Source organism: Pseudomonas sp. WAC2 (assembly GCF_030403525.1).
GTDB classification, from domain to species: Bacteria; Pseudomonadota; Gammaproteobacteria; order Pseudomonadales; family Pseudomonadaceae; genus Chryseomonas; species Chryseomonas luteola.
In genome coordinates, this window is the sequence record NZ_JAUEPD010000001.1 from 765,957 (window position 1) to 783,547 (window position 17,591).

Sequence of the window (17,591 nt, forward strand, 5' to 3'; positions counted from 1 at the left end):
GCAAAACGGCGAGCCCGAGGCTCGCCGTTTCATCACCGCGGAATATTGGGTTCTCGCCGGGGCTTTTTCTTGCCCTTGGCAAACGCCACCGCCTGACCTTCCTGCTTCTTGTCCCATCCCTTGCTGCCATCCGCCGCACGCGGCGGTAAGCCGGTATGCTGAGTCAGCAACGGCTTGCCTGCTTTTTTGCTACCCAGCGGCGTCGAATTCTTACGACGTGCACTCTGGTAAGTACCATCCACAGCGGGCTGGAACGTGGGAATCAGGTGATGCTTGCCGTTACCGATCAAGTCGGCACGCCCCATATCCTTGAGCGCTTCACGCAGCATCGGCCAGTTGTTTGGGTCGTGATAGCGCAGGAATGCCTTGTGCAGGCGGCGCTGACGCTCCCCCTTCACGATCGGTACACCATCGCTCTTGTAAGTTACCTTGCGCAGCGGATTCTTGCCCGAATGGTACATCGCAGTCGCGGTTGCCATTGGCGACGGATAGAACGCCTGTACCTGATCCGCCCGGAAGCCGTTACGCTTGAGCCAGAGCGCCAGGTTCATCATGTCTTCGTCAGTCGTACCCGGATGCGCAGCGATGAAGTAAGGAATCAGGTACTGTTCCTTACCGGCTTCCTTCGTATACTTCTCGAACATCTGCTTGAAGCGATCGTAACTGCCGATGCCCGGTTTCATCATCTTGGAAAGCGGACCTTCCTCGGTGTGCTCTGGCGCAATCTTCAGGTAACCCCCCACGTGATGGGTTACCAGCTCTTTTACGTACTCCGGCGACTCTACCGCCAGGTCATACCGCAAGCCCGACGCAATCAGGATCTTCTTCACACCCGGCAGGGCACGCGCAGAGCGATACAACTGGATCAGCGCCGAGTGGTCGGTGTTCAGGTTTTCGCAGATACCCGGCCACACGCAGGACGGCTTGCGGCAATGCTTCTCGATTTCCGGGTCCTTGCACGCAATCCGGTACATGTTGGCCGTCGGGCCACCCAAGTCGGAAATAACCCCGGTAAACCCTGGCACTTTGTCGCGAATTTCCTCGATCTCTCGAATAATGGACTCTTCCGAACGGTTCTGGATAATGCGGCCTTCATGCTCGGTAATGGAGCAGAAAGTGCAGCCGCCAAAACAGCCGCGCATGATGTTGACCGAGAACCGGATCATCTCGTACGCAGGAATCCGCTCGCCTTTATAAGCAGGATGCGGAACACGGGCATAGGTCAGCCCGAAGACGTAGTCCATCTCTTCAGTGGTCAGCGGAATCGGCGGCGCATTGAGCCATACGTCCTGATCGCCATGACGCTGAACCAGCGCACGGGCATTGCCCGGGTTGGTCTCCAGGTGCAGCACGCGGTTGGCGTGGGCATACAGGACCGGGTCGCCCTTTACTTTCTCGAACGACGGGAGCCGAATGACTGTCTTGTCACGGGTGAGCTTCGGGCTGGGCAGCAGCTGAACAACCTTGGCTTCCTCAGGATCTTCCTGCGGCCCCTTGGACTGCTCAATGGCACACGCCTGCAAATCCTGTGTATTGACGTAGGGGTTGATGATCTTGTCGACCTTCCCCGGACGGTCAATACGCGTCGAGTCCAGCTCGAACCAGCCTTCCGGCGTGTCCTTGCGGATAAACGCAGTGCCGCGAATATCGGTAATCGCCTGGATGGGTTCACCCGCAGCCAAGCGGTGAGCAATCTCCACGACTGCACGTTCGGCATTGCCGTACAGCAGAATATCCGCCTTTGCATCCATCAGGATGGAATGGCGTACCTTGTCCTGCCAGTAGTCGTAGTGAGCAATCCGGCGCAGTGATGCCTCGATACCGCCCAAGACAATCGGTACCCCCTTATAGGCTTCACGGCAACGCTGGCTGTAGACCATGCTGGCACGATCGGGACGCTTGCCGGCCAAACCGCCTGGTGTATAAGCGTCGTCGGAGCGAATCTTGCGATCGGCTGTATAGCGATTGATCATCGAATCCATGTTGCCTGCCGCCACGCCAAAAAACAGGTTCGGCTTGCCAAGCTTCATGAAGTCGTCTTTGGATTGCCAGTCTGGCTGGGAGATAATCCCTACCCGAAAGCCTTGCGCTTCCAGAAGACGTCCAATGATGGCCATGCCAAAGGATGGATGATCCACATAGGCATCTCCTGTCACGACAATGATGTCGCAACTGTCCCAGCCGAGCAGGTCCATCTCCTCCCTGCTCATCGGCAGGAAAGGCGCAGGTCCAAAACACTCAGCCCAATATTTGGGATAGTCGAACAACGGCTTGGCAGCGAGCATGAAGGCTTCCGGGGATTAAAAGTAGTGCGGGAGGAGGTGCAAGAATAGCACAAAAAATAGCCAGTTAAGAGAGGCGAACCGCTATCCGTCGCCTGACAGCCGCATGGTTACTGGACTGCTGAGCTTGCCGAACGCGCGCATCCACGCCTGGATTACCACATGCAAGGCCAAGGCGCTTATAAAAAAGCCGCACAGGTGTGCGGCTTTTTTGCGCCCCCGACAACTTAGTCGTCGTCGAAGTTATAACTGCCAGGTGCCAAGTTCTCGAAACGGGTGTACTTGCCGATAAAGGCGAGTCGCACCGTACCGATAGGACCATTACGCTGTTTACCGATAATGATTTCGGCTACACCCTTGTACTCAGTTTCAGGGTGATATACTTCATCCCGGTACACAAACATAATTACGTCGGCGTCCTGCTCGATCGCTCCGGATTCACGCAAGTCGGAGTTCACCGGACGCTTGTTCGGCCGCTGCTCCAGCGAGCGGTTAAGCTGGGACAACGCGACCACTGGACAGTTGAACTCCTTGGCCAGCGCTTTAAGCGAGCGCGAAATTTCGGAAATCTCATTGGTCCGGTTTTCGCTGGCTGCCCCGCCAATCCGCATCAATTGCAGGTAGTCGACCATGATCAGCGCCAAGTCACCGTGTTCACGCACCAGACGCCGCGTACGCGCACGCATTTCCGACGGGCTGATACCTGCCGTGTCGTCGATAAACAGCTTGCGGTCATTCAGGAGGTTGACCGCTGAGGTCAGCCTTGGCCAGTCATCGTCCTCCAGCTTACCCGAGCGGACCTTGGTCTGATCGATTCGCCCAAGGGACGACAACATACGCATCACGATCGAATCAGCTGGCATTTCCAGTGAAAATACAAGCACGGCCTTGTCAGTACGCAGTACCGCATTTTCGACCAGGTTCATGGCAAAGGTCGTCTTACCCATCGAGGGACGTCCCGCCACGATAACCAGGTCCGACGGTTGAAGGCCGCTGGTTTTATCATCCAGATCCACGAATCCTGTGGAAACACCCGTAATGGCATTATCCGAGTTGAACAGGGTATCGATTCGATCAATGGCCTTGGTCAGGATGTCATTAACGCCAATCGGACCTCCTGTCTTGGGGCGGGCCTCGGCGATTTCGAAAATCTTGCGCTCCGCCTCATCAAGAAGCTCATTGGCGCCCCGACCTTCAGGGTTATAGGCACTGTCGGCAATGTCATTGCTGATGCCGATCAGCTGGCGCAGCGTGGCGCGCTCGCGCACGATCTGGCCATAGGCCTTGATGTTTGCAACAGAGGGGGTGTTTTTTGCCAGCTCACCCAGGTAAGCCAGCCCCCCGACCTGGGGTAGTTGTCCTTCCTTGTCGAGCTGCTCGGATAACGTAACCACATCGAAAGGCTGGTTGCTTTCAGCCAGACGAGCAATGGCACGAAAGATCAGGCGATGGTCATGGCGATAGAAGTCGCCGTCCGATACCTGGTCCGAGACGCGTTCCCACGCATTGTTATCCAGCATCAAGCCACCCAGCACGGCCTGCTCGGCCTCGATGGAGTGCGGTGGCACCTTCAGCGCGGCAGTTTGCAAATCGTATTGTTCAGCGATGGCGATCTCATTCATGGCGTAGCGATTGGCACCGAAAGTTCGATCAGAGAAGACAGGCCTTCATGGCCTGAAAAAAAACGGGCACGTCATTACGAGAATGACGTGCCCGATTGTCGGCAGGCTTGCATGTTCGTGCAAGCCCGCCAGTCAGTTGTCATGACCGCTTATTCAGCAACCACGACCACCTTGACGGTAGTTTCAACGTCGGTGTGCAGCTGCACATCTACGTCGAACTCGCCAACGTTACGCAGAGCGCCGTTGGGCAGACGAACTTCGCTCTTGTCCAGCTCAACGCCAGCAGCAGAAACAGCCTCGGCGATGTCGCGAGTACCGATAGAGCCGAACAGCTTGCCTTCGTCGCCAGAGTTGGCAGCGATAGTAACGGTCAGTTCGTTCAGCTTGGCAGCACGAGCTTCAGCAGAAGCCTTCTTATCGGCAGCCTGCTTCTCGAGCTCTGCACGACGTGCTTCGAACGCAGCAACGTTATCAGCAGTAGCGGCAGTTGCCTTGCCCTGCGGCAGCAGGAAGTTACGAGCGTAACCGCCCTTGACGTTCACTTTATCGCCCAGGTTGCCCAGGTTGGCGATCTTTTCCAGCAGGATGACTTCCATTTGAGTCTTACCTCTTAACTTTTAACCTTCACCGTTCGTAGAGTCCTTGGGCGTATTGCCCAGGCGCCCACGAAAATCAAACAGACTGTCGACCACGGCTACGATCACCAACAACGGATAGATCAACTGCCCAAAGATCAGCAGTGTCACGTACAACCCCACCAGCCAGAACGTGGCCATGTGCTTCTGTCTTACCAGTCCGTGAATCAGGGCAACGCCAGCTATCGCCAGGGGTACACTGCACAGCGGTGTCAACATCCCAAGTCCCAGGTTGATGTTGGGTGCCAGTAGCATGACCAACAGCATTCCCAGTGCCAGGGCGGGCGACAATCTCAGCGCATGAAACTCACGCGCGAAACCGCCTGGGTTATACAGCGCAGCTTGCCAATAACGTCCCAACATCAGGCACAGCAGACAGACAATCTGGAAAAGACTCGCCATCAGACCGGTCAATACAGGTACCAGCATGTCATGCAGCTGGGCCTGCTTGGCTTCCGGCAAAGCATCCGGTGACTGACCCGCCATCTGAGGCAGAAGCTTTTGAATTTCCTCTGCCAAGAGGTTGATGGGTTCTGCGTAGACATGACCAATGGTCACAGCAAACGCCAGACCGACCAGGATGCTGGCGAGCAGGACACGCGGCCAGGAAACACTGCTGCGTAAAACCAACGCCAGCGCCAGGGTACCGATGAATACGAGCGCAATGCTCGGATCTCCCAGACACCACCAGAACGCGGCCGGCAGCAATGCCCAGACCACTACACCTGCAGCGTCACTTGCGCCACGGCGCAGGACGACCAGACTCCCTGCTGCAGCGCTGAGCCAGTACAGAAATGGCACAACCGCTGCAATCACCACCGTAAGAGTGGCTTGCATGCGACCGCGCATGATGAAATCAGCAAGGGCTCGCATGCGAATTATCCGTTAGTTCGTGTCGATGCCCGGTCTCAACGGCCGTGGCTGTCGGTGTAAGGCAACAGGGCCAGATAACGAGCACGCTTGATGGCAGTACCCAGCTGACGCTGGTACTTGGCCTTGGTGCCAGTGATACGGCTCGGAACGATCTTGCCGGTTTCGGAGACGTAGGCTTTCAGGGTGTTCAGATCTTTGTAATCGATCTCTTTCACGCCTTCAGCGGTGAAACGGCAGAATTTACGACGACGGAAGAAACGTGCCATAACAATGATTCCTCAATAATCCAGGCTTACTCGGCGCTATCGTCGCCATCGACGTCAGCATTGTCGCTGCCATCGGCGGACTCGGACTCGGCAGGACGCTCGCGACGCTCACGGCGCTCGCTACGGTTCTCTTCGGCCTTGAGCATTTCAGACTGGCCGGTAACGGCTTCATCGCGACGGAGGATCATGTTACGGATCACGGCGTCGTTGTAACGGAAGTTATCTTCCAGTTCAGCCAGTGCTTTGGCGCTGCACTCAATGTTCATCAGAACATAGTGAGCCTTGTGCACGTTGTCGATAGCGTAAGCCAGCTGACGACGGCCCCAGTCTTCCAGACGATGAACCTTGCCACCGTCTTCTTCAATCGCTTTGGTGTAGCGCTCAACCATGCCGCCCACCTGTTCGCTCTGGTCAGGATGAACCAGAAACACAACTTCGTAATGACGCATAAATGCTCCTTACGGGTTATAGCCTGCCACATGATGCGGTCAGACAAGGAGTGAATGTTTCGTTTTGACTTGCCTGCAAGCGGAGGCCCGCTACAGGCAAGGGGCGGTATTCTAGAGAAGGGCACCGGGTGGCGCAAGAAAGATCACGAGCCAACCGGCTCGCCGGTACAACTATCTGACGGACAGGTCATCGAGCAGCTGCCGGATCTTGAAAAGATCGTATGGCTTGAGCAGCGCCTTTACGTGTTTGAGTTCGTCGTCCTTGTCAAAGGCATAACCGGAAGCCACTACGACATGCAATCCAGGATAACGCTTGAGCGCCTGACGGCTCAGGTCCAGCCCTGACATGCCTCCAAGCCCAATATCTGTGAAAAGGACATCAAAGGTACTGCTCTGCAGCGCGTCCAGTGCCTCTTCGGCAGAAGCCACGGCCGTAACCTGATAGCCCAGCTCTTCCATCACCTCGCCAGTCAGGCTACGTAGCGTCAGGTCATCCTCGACCAGCAGAATATTCAATACCTTGTTACTTGCGGTTTCCTCCAACGCCATGTCCTCTTCTGTTACAGCTGTAGTAGGGGTGTGCTGTCTGTGCATACCGAGCATCATACGCACCTTTTGGGCTAACTCATCCCGACGATAGGGCTTACTGAGCAGGTTGCCTCCTGCCTCGAGCCGTCCGCCCTGTATTACAGCGTCCTGTGTATAGCCCGAGGTAAACAGTACCTTCAAGGAAGGCCTGAGCGCCCCTGCTCTGCGTGCCAGCTCGGTGCTGCGTACCGGGCCCGGCATCACAATGTCTGTAAACAATAAATCTACAGACGCCCCCTGCTCAAGCATCGTCAGGGCAGCCTGCCCATCACCGGCTTCCAGCACGTCATAGCCTAGCTCACTCAGCATATCCACCACGATGTGACGAACATCGGGGTCGTCTTCCACTACAAGGATACATTCGCTTCCACCTTCCTCAACCGACGGCAAGGCCATGGAACTATCGGCTGTATCGGTATTCGGTAGCGAGCGTGGCAGATAAAGAATGATCGATGTTCCCTTGCCCAAGGTACTGTTGATCAAGATATGTCCGCCACTCTGCTTCACGAAACCATAGACCATGGACAGGCCAAGCCCGGTGCCATGCTCTTCACGCTTGGTCGAGAAAAAGGGCTCGAAGGCTTGCGCCTTGACCTCTTCGGACATTCCGCGCCCGGTATCCGTGATGATCAGCTGCACGTACTCGCCTGGAATCAACTCGTCAGCGGCCTGCCACTGGTCCTGGGAAAGCAACACGTTATGTAGCTCAACAGTGACATGCCCTTCATTAGCCATTGCCTCACGGGCATTGAGTAACAGACTGACTAGCACGTTTTCCAGCTGACCTGCATCGACAAATATCGACCAGACATCAGGGTCAGCAAGCACAGTCAGCGTGATGGACTCGCCCAACGCCTGATGCAGCAAATCACTCATGCCATCCAGGAGACTCTTCGTATCGACTGACATTGGTTGCAGGGGTTGCCGCCGCGCAAAGGACAAAAGCTGAGAAGCAAGGCTTGCACCCCGCTCTACGGCTGTATTGGCCGCCTGTAGCCGACGCTGGCCAACCTCATCGCCTGCCAGTCGGGTTTTCAGCAACTGCAGGTTGCCTCCGATGATCTGCAGGACGTTATTGAAATCATGGGCAACGCCCCCCGTCAGCTTGGCAACGGCTTCCAGCTTTTGCGCCTGAACCATAGCGGCTTGCCGCTCATCTTCACTGCGTTTGAGCTCGCGCGTCCGCTCCTGTACCAGATCTTCAAGGTGCAGCCGGTAATTGGCCAGCTCGGTTTCTGCCCGCTTCTGCTGGGTGACATCATTACCCTGGATAAAAAGCCCTACCACCTGCCCGTTATCAATAATCGGCTGCAGGATGAAATCTACATAGATTTCGTTGGAAGGCCCCAAGGCGGTACGTTGAATATCCAGGCGAACGCCGCGTCCGGAAAACGTTTTGAGAGAGACCAGAGCCTCATCAAATAACCTGAGAGCACCTTGCTCCACCAATTCGGGAAAGACAGTACGAATAGGATGACCGACAACGTCTCCTCGCGCTACAAGGTGCAGAAACGCATCGTTAGCCAGCTCAAACACATGGTCAGGCCCGCTCAAGACACAGATGAAACCCGGCGCCTGCTGAAACAGCCGTCTCAGCTGGGCCCCTTCATCCTGTAAGGCTTTCGCTCGATTGATCAGTCGCTGCCCCAGTTGAATGTTCGTCGATGTCAGGCTGGGAGAACGAACTACATCGGCACGCATGGCCTGGAGTTCACTGATATCCGTAGCATGCTGGAGGATATGCTCCAATCGACCTTCAGCATCGAAAAGTGGCGTATGCGTAACACTCCAGACATGGTCTTCAAACACTACCCCCCTGGCACTGCTACGCGGTATCGCGTAGCGAATGACAGGGAGGGCATCTTCCTGCCTGAGCGTAACAGCTCGCTCGATGGAAGCTTTCAGGGCCTGCTGCGATGGCACGTTGCCCTGCAACGGATCGACAGGAAAGGCCTCGAACAAATGGACCCCAAGCAACTCCTGACGCTGCCGCCCCACGGCCCTCAGGTACGCCTCGTTGGCGTCCACGACGGTCAAGGCGCTGTTCAGCAGAACATACGAATTCGGCGAAGCCCTGAAAATGCTTTCAAAATCGAGCATGTAACCTAACTACTTCAGCGGGCGAGCCGATCCCTCTAGCGAGAACGACGTTGACGAACGGCTTCGAACAGGCAAACCCCTGTCGCTACGGAGACGTTCAAACTGCTGACACTACCGGACATAGGCAAACGCACCAGAAAATCGCACAGCTCACGTGTCAATCGGCGCATTCCCTTGCCCTCTGCACCCATGACGAGAACGGTCGGCCCGGTCATGTCTACATCATAGACATCCTGCTCTGCTTCTCCTGCCGTACCCACAACCCACAGCCCTCGCTTCTTGAGCTTTTCCAGCGTACGCGCCAGATTGGTAACCGCTACCAATGGAATAACCTCAGCGGCACCACACGCTACCTTACGAACCGTAGCATTCAGACTGGCTGACTTGTCCTTGGGTATGATAACCGCCTGAACACCTGCCGCGTCGGCTGTACGCAGGCAGGCCCCCAGGTTATGCGGATCCGTCACCCCATCCAGCATCAGAAGCAGTGGCGGGCCTTCGGCTCTATCCAAAAGTTCTTCAAGCATCGCCTCGCCCCAGATCTGGCTTGGACTTACATGCGCCACGATCCCCTGATGCACACCGTCCACCTGCTCGTCGAGCGATTGACGGCTATGGGTCTGCACCGGCACACGTGCAGCATCGGCCAATGTGACCACTGCCTGTATGCGCGGTTCCTGACGACCTTCGGCTATCCATAGTTGCTTCACCCGCTTTGGATGATGACGCAACAACGCTTCTACGGCATGGATGCCATAGACCATTTCCCACTGACTCATGACTTGACCTTACGTTTACGGACTTCACCAGAAGCCGCCTGTGCCTTGGCCTTGGAAGGCCCCTTGCGATGTTTGCTCGGCTTCGTTGCCTTGGCCGATTTAGCTGGCTTGCCGGGTTTAGCGCTGTCTGCCTTTTTACCTTTCTTTGCTGGCGTGCGCGCCGGGGCGGCCTCCTGTCTGGCAGGTTGCGCCCTTGCGGGCTTTTCTCCACCGGTCTTGGCCTCATCCAACAGGGCGCGCTTGACTGCACGACTGCGCTTGACGTCCGTATTGCCCAGCAACACTTCTGCCTGCTTGAGCAATTCAGGCGAGACCTCGATCCCTACTGCTGAATTCTGGGCAGGTACCTGGGTTTTCTCGCGCTTTCGAGACTTGTCTCTTGAGGACTTGGCATCGCCTCGCTGGCGACGACCTGCCGGAGCCGATTGTGCCGTCTCGGACAGCTCGAAGTCGATCTTGCGCTCATCCAGATCCACACGCGCCACCACGATTTCGACCAAGTCACCCAGCCGATAACTACGCCCGCTACGCTCACCTGAAAGCCGATGGTGTACGGCATCGAAATGATAATAGTCGCTTGGCAGCGCCGTGACGTGAACAAGCCCCTCGACGTAGATATCGCTCAGCTCGACAAACAGGCCAAATCCCGTCACAGCGGTGATGACACCCGGGTACGTCTCGCCGACCCGATCACGCATGTACTCGCACTTGAGCCAGTTCGCAACGTCTCGCGTGGCTTCGTCGGCACGGCGTTCGGTCATGGAGCATTGTTCACCCAGCTGATCCAGCTGCGCCTCATCATACGGATAGATACGCGACTTGGGCATGGCAGCGGCGCCGGCACGCTTCACATGCCGTGTTTCAAGCTTGGAACGAATGACGCTGCGAATTGCGCGGTGAACCAATAGGTCCGGATAACGCCGAATAGGCGATGTGAAGTGTGTATAGGCTTCGTAATTGAGACCAAAATGGCCCTCATTGTCCGGACTGTAAACCGCCTGGCTCAGTGAGCGCAGCATTACCGTCTGGATCAGACGGTAATCGGGACGGTCATGAACGGCTTTGAGTAGCGCCTGGTAGTCCTTGGGCGTCGGTGTAGCCTTGCCCTTCGTCAAAGTCAGGCCGATCTCACCCAGGAACTGCCGCAACTTGGTCTGTTTCTCAAGCGGCGGTGCATCGTGAACCCGGTACAGGGCTGGAATGCTGTGCTTCTCGAGAAACTTGGCTGTCGCTACGTTCGCGCACAGCATGCATTCTTCGATCAGCTTGTGGGCGTCGTTACGCTGAGTAGGCCGGATTTCCGAAATCTTCTTGTCGGCACCAAAGACGATTCGCGTCTCCTGTGTCTCGAAATCGATAGCACCCCGCTCCTGCCGGGTAATCACGAGCACCTTATATAAGGCATACAGTTCTTGGATATGCGGCACCAGCTGCGGCAGCTGCTCACGGAACTGCTGCGCCTCAGTGCTTTCCGGCGTTTCCAGTAACTGACTGACCCGGGTATAGGTCAGGCGCGCATGGGAATGGATCACCGCCTCGTAGAACTGATAGCCCGTAAGCTTGCCCGTCGCAGAGATGGTCATCTCGCATACCATGGCCAGGCGATCCACCAAGGGGTTTAGGGAACACAGCCCATTGGACAGGATTTCAGGCAGCATGGGCACTACGCGCCCTGGGAAATATACCGAGTTGCCCCGGCGTGCGGCCTCGGTGTCTAGCGCAGAGCCAACCTTCACATAATGAGACACGTCTGCAATCGCGACGAAGAGCCGCCAGCCTCCGGACTTCTTCTTCTCGGCATAGACCGCGTCATCAAAGTCACGCGCATCTTCACCGTCAATTGTCACGAACGGTACGTTGCGCAGATCAACCCGCTTTTCCTTATCTTTCTCAGAGACTTCAGGCTTGAGCTTGGCAGCCTCTTTCTCTACATCGGCCGGCCACTCATGGGGAATATCGTAGCTGCGCAATGCCACTTCGATTTCCATCCCTGGCGCGAGGTAATCACCCAGCACCTCAACTACCTCGCCCTGGGCCTGGCGATGAACAGTAGGCCAGTCGGTGATATGAACCTGAACAAACTGCCCATGCTGCGCTCCGCCATGCTTGCCGGCGGGGACCAGCACCTGCTGTTGGATCCGAGGGCTGTCCGCCACTACATACGCGATGCCGCTCTCTTCAAAGAACCGGCCGACCACGCTCTCATGGGCACGGTGTACGACTTCGACCAGAGCGCCTTCACGGCGGCCTCGACGATCCAGACCGGACACACGCGCCAGCGCCTTGTCACCATCGAACACGAGCCGCATTTGCGCAGGGCTCAGGAAAAGGTCATCACTGCCGTCGTCCGGGATAAGAAAGCCAAAGCCGTCACGGTGACCGCTGACTCGCCCACAGACAAGATCGAGCTTATCAACGGGGGCGTAAGCTCCGCGACGCGTATAAAGAAGCTGCCCATCCCGCTCCATGGCACGAAGGCGACGGCGCAATGCTTCAAACTGATCCTCTTCCGTCAAACCGAACTCTTCTATCAGCTGCGTGCGCGAGGCAGGGCCGCCCCGCTGCGCCAGATGCGCCAGAATAAGCTCGCGACTTGGAACAGGGTTTTCATATTTTTCCGCTTCTCTAGCGGCCTCGGGATCGAGGGATTGCCAATCGGCCATCAGTTTAGAGTTACCTTTTGTCTGGTTAAGAGCTCTCTATATATTGAAGCTCGAAAATGCCTTAAAGGTTAGTCTTCGAAAAATAATAAAAATTTTCCACTTCAAGGGTTTACAGGTTTAAAAAAGCCTCGTATAGTTCGCGCCACAGCAACGGCAACAACGTTGCTAACGCGAAATACGATGAGATCATCGCATATCGCAGAGTGCCCAGGTGGCGGAATTGGTAGACGCACTAGGTTCAGGTCCTAGCGGTGGCAACACCGTGGAAGTTCGAGTCTTCTCCTGGGCACCACTTTACAGACAACCGAGCTAAATAGCTCGGTTTTGTCGTTTCTGGGGTTATGCTTTTTAATTCCCTCCCCTTCTCAGTTGCTTTTACTGGCGCCCATAAAAAAGGGCCGCCTAAGCGACCCTCCCTTCTATCTACCCGATCAGATCAGGCAAACGGATGACGAAGCGTAATCGTTTCGTTGCGGTCAGGGCCTGTCGAGATAATATCGATAGGCGCGCCAACCAGCTCTTGAATACGCGCAATATAAGCACGCGCATTTGCAGGCAGCTCATCCATGCTGCGAGCACCTACGGTAGACTCGGACCAGCCTGGCATTTCCTCATAGATAGGCTCCAAACCGATATAGCTGTCAGCATCGGTCGGCGCCTCGGTCAGCTCACCTTCGGCATTGCGATAACCTACACAGATACGCACGGTTTCCAGACCATCGAGAACATCCAGCTTGGTCAGGCATAAACCAGAAATGCTGTTTACCTCGATAGAGCGACGCAGGATGACCGCATCGAACCAACCACAACGACGCGGACGACCTGTTACCGAACCAAACTCATGACCTTTCTTGGCTAGATAAGCGCCCGTCTCGTCAAACAGCTCCGTTGGGAACGGACCGGAACCTACACGCGTGGTATAGGCCTTGGTGATTCCAAGGATGTAATCCAGATACAAAGGCCCTACGCCAGAACCCGTCGCTACACCGCCTGCTGTGGTGTTAGAACTGGTAACAAATGGATAAGTACCGTGATCGATATCCAGCAGCGTACCCTGAGCCCCTTCGAACATGATGTTCTCGCCGGCTCTACGCAGCTCGTGCAAACGCGACACTACATCCAGCATCAGCGGCTTGAGTACCTTGGCGTGCTCCATTGCATCATCATAGGTCTTCTGGAAATCAACAGGCTGCTCGTTGAAGAAGTTCTGCAGCACAAAGTTATGATATTCCAGCACTTCACGCAGCTTTTGAGCGAAGCGCTCAGGATGGAACAGATCACCTACGCGCAAGCCACGACGGGCAATCTTGTCTTCATAAGCCGGGCCGATTCCACGACCGGTCGTTCCGATCTTGGCATCACCTCGGGCCTTTTCGCGCGCCTGATCAAGCGCCACGTGATAAGGCAGAATCAATTGGCAGGCCGAACTGATACGCAGTCGCTCACGAACCGGAACGCCTCTCGCCTCAAGCTCGGCAACTTCCTTGAACAAGGCGTCCGGCGCCAGCACCACGCCGTTACCGATCAGGCACTGCGTGTCGGCACGCAAAATACCGGACGGAATCAATCGCAGAATGGTTTTTTCACCATCGATAACCAATGTATGCCCAGCATTGTGGCCACCTTGGTAACGAACAACCGCTGCCGCCTGATCAGTCAACAGATCGACAATTTTGCCTTTGCCCTCATCACCCCACTGGGTGCCCAGGACGACGACATTCTTACCCATAACCTTTCCCCTATAGGAATCTCTGGAGCCGGCTAACCCGGCGAACTCTCACGACGCCAGGGGCGCCACCTGCCAACTTCCATCCTGCCACGTCAGCTGTCGGTCACAGCCCGACTCGCGCGCATCCGAATCCGCCTGGCCAGGCAACGCCTGCACCACGCGCTCACCGCCTGAACGTAACTGGCGAATCGCATTCCATAGCTGAGCATCCTCGCCATGAGGCGCCCAGATACCTGTTAGCGGCTCGGTCATTTCCGCCTGACCCAGCATAACCAATGTTTTCAGATCGGTAGAAAAGCCTGTTGCCGGGCGTGCCCGGCCAAAATTCGCGCCAATATTGTCGTAGCGCCCCCCTTGAGCAATAGCCTGACCGCTACCTGGGACAAACGCCGCGAAAACAACGCCGGTGTGATAGTGATATCCACGCAGCTCGCCCAAATCAAAATACAGCGGAACATCTGGAAACCGTTGAGCTAACGTATCAGCCAGGGAGCACAGCGCCTCCAGGGCAGAGATAACGGCAGGCGGCGCTTCCGCCAGGCGCTGACGCGCAGCCTCCAGGGCCTGACGCCCACCGCACAGCTCAACCAGGCTACGCAACATGTCGCCATAAGGCGCAGGAAGCTCTTGGGTCAGGGTAATAACTTCATCCACCGCCTTGCGCTGCAGCGCATCGAAAAGCGCCTCTTCTGCTGCGCCGGATAGGCCCGCCGCTTCGCACAAACCACGATAGATTCCGACATGTCCAAGGTCCATGTGCACATCCGGGATCTGAGCCAGTTCAAGCACACCCAGCATCAGGCTGATGATTTCAAGATCACCGGCCGTGTCCTTGGCACCATATAACTCAGCCCCGATCTGAATCGGACTGCGCGACGTAGACAGCGCGCGCGGACGGGAATGCAGGACGCTGCCGGCATAGCACAGGCGACTCGGGCCTTCCCTATGCAACGCATGGGCATCCATTCGAGCGACCTGGGGTGTGATATCGGCGCGGAATCCCATCAGGCGCCCCGACAGCGGATCGGTTACCTTGAAGGTGCGCAGCTCCAGATCCTGGCCCGCCGCCGTCAGCAACGACTCCAGAAACTCGACATGGGGCGTTACGACAAATTCGTATCCCCACTGTTGAAACAACTCCAACACCCGTCGACGCGCGATCTCGATGCTGGCAGCCTCGGGAGGCAGGATTTCTTCAATTCCGTCAGGCAGCAGCCAGCGGTCTACCGTTGCCATTTAGCCTTTCTCCATCATGCGAGCGGCAGCCTGTCATGAAGACCTTATGCACGCGCAGGCAAAACCTGCCGCACAGAGCACGGTACAGTAGCGAGCAAAGCGCGCAGCGACGGTAGATCGCCTAAGCCATCCCCGTGATACAACCTCGCCGCCATGCAATGGTTCATGCAGACGCAAAAAAGCCGGGATATTCCCGGCTGACTCATGATACCACGAAATACAGAAAGGTCAGCGGCGGGCGACGAGCGCCCGCCAACCTTTTTACGGGGTTGGATCACCCAAGTATTTGAAGAACTCGTTCTTCGGATCCATGACCAGAATATCGCTTTTGCTTGAGAAGCTGTTGCGATAGGCCTGAAGGCTACGCGTAAAAGAGTAAAACTCCGGATTCCGCGTGTACGCCTGTGCATAGATGGACGCAGCACGGGCATCACCATCGCCCCGTGTCTCCTCCGCTTCGCGATAGGCTTCCGCCAGGATGACACGACGCTGACGATCCGCATCGGCACGAATACCTTCAGCCAGCTCACGTCCCTTGGCACGGTGCTCACGCGCTTCACGCTCACGCTCGGTGCTCATACGCTCGTAAACACTACGACTGACTTCCTTGGGCAGATCAATAGCCTTGACACGCACATCGATGACTTCAATGCCTAGCTCTGCATTAGCCATCTTGTTGAGCGAGCCGGTCAACGCCGCCACCATGGCATCACGCTCACCCGAAACCACTTCATGCAGGGTGCGCTTACCAAACTGGTCACGAAGACCCGCCTCCAGACGACGCAGCAAACGCTCATCAGCAATCTGCTTCATGCCAGAGGTAGCAGTGTAGAAACGCTCAGCATTGAAGACGCGCCATTTAGCATAGGCATCTACCATGACTGCCTTTTTCTCCAACGTCAGAAAGCGCTGCGTTGGAGAGTCCAGCGTCATTAAGCGAGCATCAAACTTACGCACCTTGTTAATAAAGGGCATCTTGAAATGCAGGCCCGGTTTAAGGTCGGCATCCACGACGCGACCGAAACGCAGCATGACAGCACGCTCGGTCTGCTGGACCACAAACAGGCTGCTCCAGGCCAACAGACCCAGAACAACGACCACAACTAGAGCAGCGATAGATTTGTTACTCATCAGCGGCTCTCCCTTGTCCGCGCTTCAGGCAGCTGCGGCAGATTTCTTACAGCTGGAGAAGTATCGTTCGAACCATTACCTGCAGAGGACGAATCGTTAGCACTTGCCGGGCGATTCTGGACCATTCTGTCCAAGGGCAGATAGAGCATGTTGTTCTGCCCACCCTGCGCGGTTATCAATACCTTGCTGGACTGGCTCAGGACTTCCTGCATGGAGTCCAGGTACAAACGCTCACGGGTTACCTGTGGCGACTTCTCATATTCGGCCACCAGCTTGTTAAAGCGATCCGCTTCACCCTGGGCCCGTGCAATCACTTCATCCCGATAACCATTGGCATCTTCGATGACCCGCTGAGCCTGACCACGCGCTTCAGGAATAACACCGTTAGCATAGGCTTCAGCCTGATTGCGCTCGCGCTGCTCATCTTCACGTGCACGGATCACGTCATCGAAGGCTTCCTGAACCTCACGAGGTGCCGCGGCGCTCTGGATGTTCACCTGAGTCACGGTGATGCCTGTTTTATAGGTGTCCAGGAAGCGCTGAAGACGCTCGCGCACCTCGCCAGCCACCTGCTCACGCCCTGAGGTCAGCAACTGATCCATAGTCGTGGAGCCTGCTACATGGCGCAGCGCACTGTCGGTAGCCTGCTGTAGGCTGATTTCCGGCTGGTCCACATTCAGCACAAAGGCTTCCAGATCGGTAATCTTGTATTGCACGGTCAGCGGCACTTCGACGATGTTCTCGTCTTGAGTCAGCATTTGTCCCTGCTTGCTGTACGCACGCTCACGCGTCACGTTCTCCTGGTACTTGCGATCCATAGGCGGGAAGTAGAAGTTCAGGCCCGGCCCTACGGTCTCGTAATATTTCCCGAAACGCAGCACGACAGCCTGTTCCTGCTCATCAACGACATAGATAGCGTTGTAGATCCACAGCCCCAGCAACAAAGCCAAGCCGATGAGAATCAGCCCTGCACTGCTACCACCCTGACGGTTACCCCCGCTGGAATCCGGGCGCTTTTTACCGCCAAACAAGCGATTCAGCTTGTTCTGTAGCTTACGAAGCGCTTCATCCAAGTCCGGTGGACCTTGACGGCCGCCACCATTACCATTACCACCGCCACGGCGATCGCCCCAGGGGTCTTGATTATTTGAGTTGCCACCCGGCTCGTTCCAAGCCATAGCGCTCTCCCTACTGACTAAAGCGAAAACGCGCCGGTTGGCGCGCCGACCAATGCTACC

Annotated in this window: 13 protein-coding genes and 1 tRNA gene; 1 reads left to right on the forward strand and 13 read right to left on the reverse strand. The window is 56.3% G+C overall.

Annotated elements, in window-relative coordinates; all coding sequences use genetic code 11:
* Nucleotides 1-32: 32 nt before the first annotated feature.
* The 9 genes from QWJ10_RS03500 to rnr all read right to left on the reverse strand — a co-directional run bounded on the left by QWJ10_RS03500 (nt 33) and on the right by rnr (nt 12,257).
* On the reverse strand, nt 33-2,285 hold the full coding sequence (locus QWJ10_RS03500; RefSeq protein ID WP_010796934.1) for a YgiQ family radical SAM protein: 2,253 nt from the start codon (nt 2,283-2,285) through the stop codon (nt 33-35).
* 224 nt (nt 2,286-2,509) lie between these two features.
* Nucleotides 2,510-3,904, reverse strand: coding sequence for a replicative DNA helicase (gene dnaB / locus QWJ10_RS03505; RefSeq protein ID WP_010796933.1), 1,395 nt, complete (start codon nt 3,902-3,904; stop codon nt 2,510-2,512).
* Nucleotides 3,905-4,053: 149 nt separating this feature from the next.
* Nucleotides 4,054-4,500 (reverse strand): 50S ribosomal protein L9, encoded by a 447-nt coding sequence (gene rplI, locus QWJ10_RS03510; protein WP_010796932.1) that lies wholly within the window; start codon nt 4,498-4,500, stop codon nt 4,054-4,056.
* A gap of 21 nt (nt 4,501-4,521) precedes the next feature.
* A complete protein-coding gene (locus QWJ10_RS03515; protein WP_289924348.1) occupies nt 4,522-5,412 on the reverse strand; it encodes a hypothetical protein in 891 nt (296 codons plus the stop codon).
* A 35-nt stretch (nt 5,413-5,447) separates the two neighbouring features.
* Nucleotides 5,448-5,678 carry a 30S ribosomal protein S18 gene (gene rpsR, locus QWJ10_RS03520; protein ID WP_007161145.1) on the reverse strand — a complete coding sequence of 77 codons (231 nt, stop codon included), beginning with the start codon at nt 5,676-5,678 and terminating at the stop codon, nt 5,448-5,450.
* Between the two features lie 26 nt (nt 5,679-5,704).
* Nucleotides 5,705-6,127, reverse strand: a complete 423-nt coding sequence (gene rpsF, locus QWJ10_RS03525) for a 30S ribosomal protein S6 (RefSeq protein ID WP_010796930.1) — start codon at nt 6,125-6,127, stop codon at nt 5,705-5,707.
* 171 nt (nt 6,128-6,298) lie between these two features.
* Nucleotides 6,299-8,815, reverse strand: coding sequence for a response regulator (locus QWJ10_RS03530; RefSeq protein WP_289924356.1), 2,517 nt, complete (start codon nt 8,813-8,815; stop codon nt 6,299-6,301).
* Nucleotides 8,816-8,850: 35 nt separating this feature from the next.
* Nucleotides 8,851-9,594, reverse strand: a complete 744-nt coding sequence (rlmB, locus tag QWJ10_RS03535; RefSeq protein WP_010796928.1) for a 23S rRNA (guanosine(2251)-2'-O)-methyltransferase RlmB — start codon at nt 9,592-9,594, stop codon at nt 8,851-8,853.
* Nucleotides 9,591-12,257, reverse strand: coding sequence for a ribonuclease R (gene rnr, locus QWJ10_RS03540; RefSeq protein WP_289924358.1), 2,667 nt, complete (start codon nt 12,255-12,257; stop codon nt 9,591-9,593). The genes rlmB and rnr overlap by 4 nt, the downstream gene beginning before the upstream one ends.
* 205 nt (nt 12,258-12,462) lie before the next feature.
* Between rnr and QWJ10_RS03545 the strand changes: the two genes are divergently transcribed.
* Nucleotides 12,463-12,549 (forward strand) — tRNA-Leu (locus tag QWJ10_RS03545).
* Between the two features lie 144 nt (nt 12,550-12,693).
* On the opposite strand, the gene QWJ10_RS03550 is transcribed toward QWJ10_RS03545, so the two are convergent.
* The 4 genes from QWJ10_RS03550 to hflK all read right to left on the reverse strand — a co-directional run bounded on the left by QWJ10_RS03550 (nt 12,694) and on the right by hflK (nt 17,531).
* A complete protein-coding gene (locus QWJ10_RS03550) occupies nt 12,694-13,986 on the reverse strand; it encodes an adenylosuccinate synthase (protein WP_010796926.1) in 1,293 nt (430 codons plus the stop codon).
* A 48-nt stretch (nt 13,987-14,034) separates the two neighbouring features.
* On the reverse strand, nt 14,035-15,222 hold the full coding sequence (locus QWJ10_RS03555; protein WP_125887316.1) for an ATP phosphoribosyltransferase regulatory subunit: 1,188 nt from the start codon (nt 15,220-15,222) through the stop codon (nt 14,035-14,037).
* A 261-nt stretch (nt 15,223-15,483) separates the two neighbouring features.
* Entirely contained in the window at nt 15,484-16,353 is an 870-nt protein-coding gene (gene hflC, locus QWJ10_RS03560) for a protease modulator HflC (protein WP_125887317.1), read from the reverse strand.
* Nucleotides 16,353-17,531: an FtsH protease activity modulator HflK gene (gene hflK, locus QWJ10_RS03565; RefSeq protein ID WP_125887318.1), complete on the reverse strand. Its 1,179-nt coding sequence runs from the start codon at nt 17,529-17,531 to the stop codon at nt 16,353-16,355. Before hflK ends, hflC begins: the two co-directional genes overlap by 1 nt.
* Nucleotides 17,532-17,591: the final 60 nt, after the last annotated feature.

What these genes read in the sequence shown, in the direction of transcription:
- rpsF (WP_010796930.1), bottom strand. Translation starts at nt 6,127, where the DNA reads ATGCGTCATTACGAAGTTGTGTTTCTGGTTCATCCTGACCAGAGCGAA.
- dnaB (WP_010796933.1), bottom strand. Translation starts at nt 3,904, where the DNA reads ATGAATGAGATCGCCATCGCTGAACAATACGATTTGCAAACTGCCGCG.
- QWJ10_RS03500 (WP_010796934.1), bottom strand. Translation starts at nt 2,285, where the DNA reads ATGCTCGCTGCCAAGCCGTTGTTCGACTATCCCAAATATTGGGCTGAG.
- QWJ10_RS03550 (WP_010796926.1), bottom strand. Translation starts at nt 13,986, where the DNA reads ATGGGTAAGAATGTCGTCGTCCTGGGCACCCAGTGGGGTGATGAGGGC.
- rplI (WP_010796932.1), bottom strand. Translation starts at nt 4,500, where the DNA reads ATGGAAGTCATCCTGCTGGAAAAGATCGCCAACCTGGGCAACCTGGGC.
- QWJ10_RS03515 (WP_289924348.1), bottom strand. Translation starts at nt 5,412, where the DNA reads ATGCGAGCCCTTGCTGATTTCATCATGCGCGGTCGCATGCAAGCCACT.
- rnr (WP_289924358.1), bottom strand. Translation starts at nt 12,257, where the DNA reads ATGGCCGATTGGCAATCCCTCGATCCCGAGGCCGCTAGAGAAGCGGAA.
- hflC (WP_125887317.1), bottom strand. Translation starts at nt 16,353, where the DNA reads ATGAGTAACAAATCTATCGCTGCTCTAGTTGTGGTCGTTGTTCTGGGT.
- QWJ10_RS03555 (WP_125887316.1), bottom strand. Translation starts at nt 15,222, where the DNA reads ATGGCAACGGTAGACCGCTGGCTGCTGCCTGACGGAATTGAAGAAATC.
- QWJ10_RS03530 (WP_289924356.1), bottom strand. Translation starts at nt 8,815, where the DNA reads ATGCTCGATTTTGAAAGCATTTTCAGGGCTTCGCCGAATTCGTATGTT.
- hflK (WP_125887318.1), bottom strand. Translation starts at nt 17,531, where the DNA reads ATGGCTTGGAACGAGCCGGGTGGCAACTCAAATAATCAAGACCCCTGG.
- rpsR (WP_007161145.1), bottom strand. Translation starts at nt 5,678, where the DNA reads ATGGCACGTTTCTTCCGTCGTCGTAAATTCTGCCGTTTCACCGCTGAA.
- rlmB (WP_010796928.1), bottom strand. Translation starts at nt 9,594, where the DNA reads ATGAGTCAGTGGGAAATGGTCTATGGCATCCATGCCGTAGAAGCGTTG.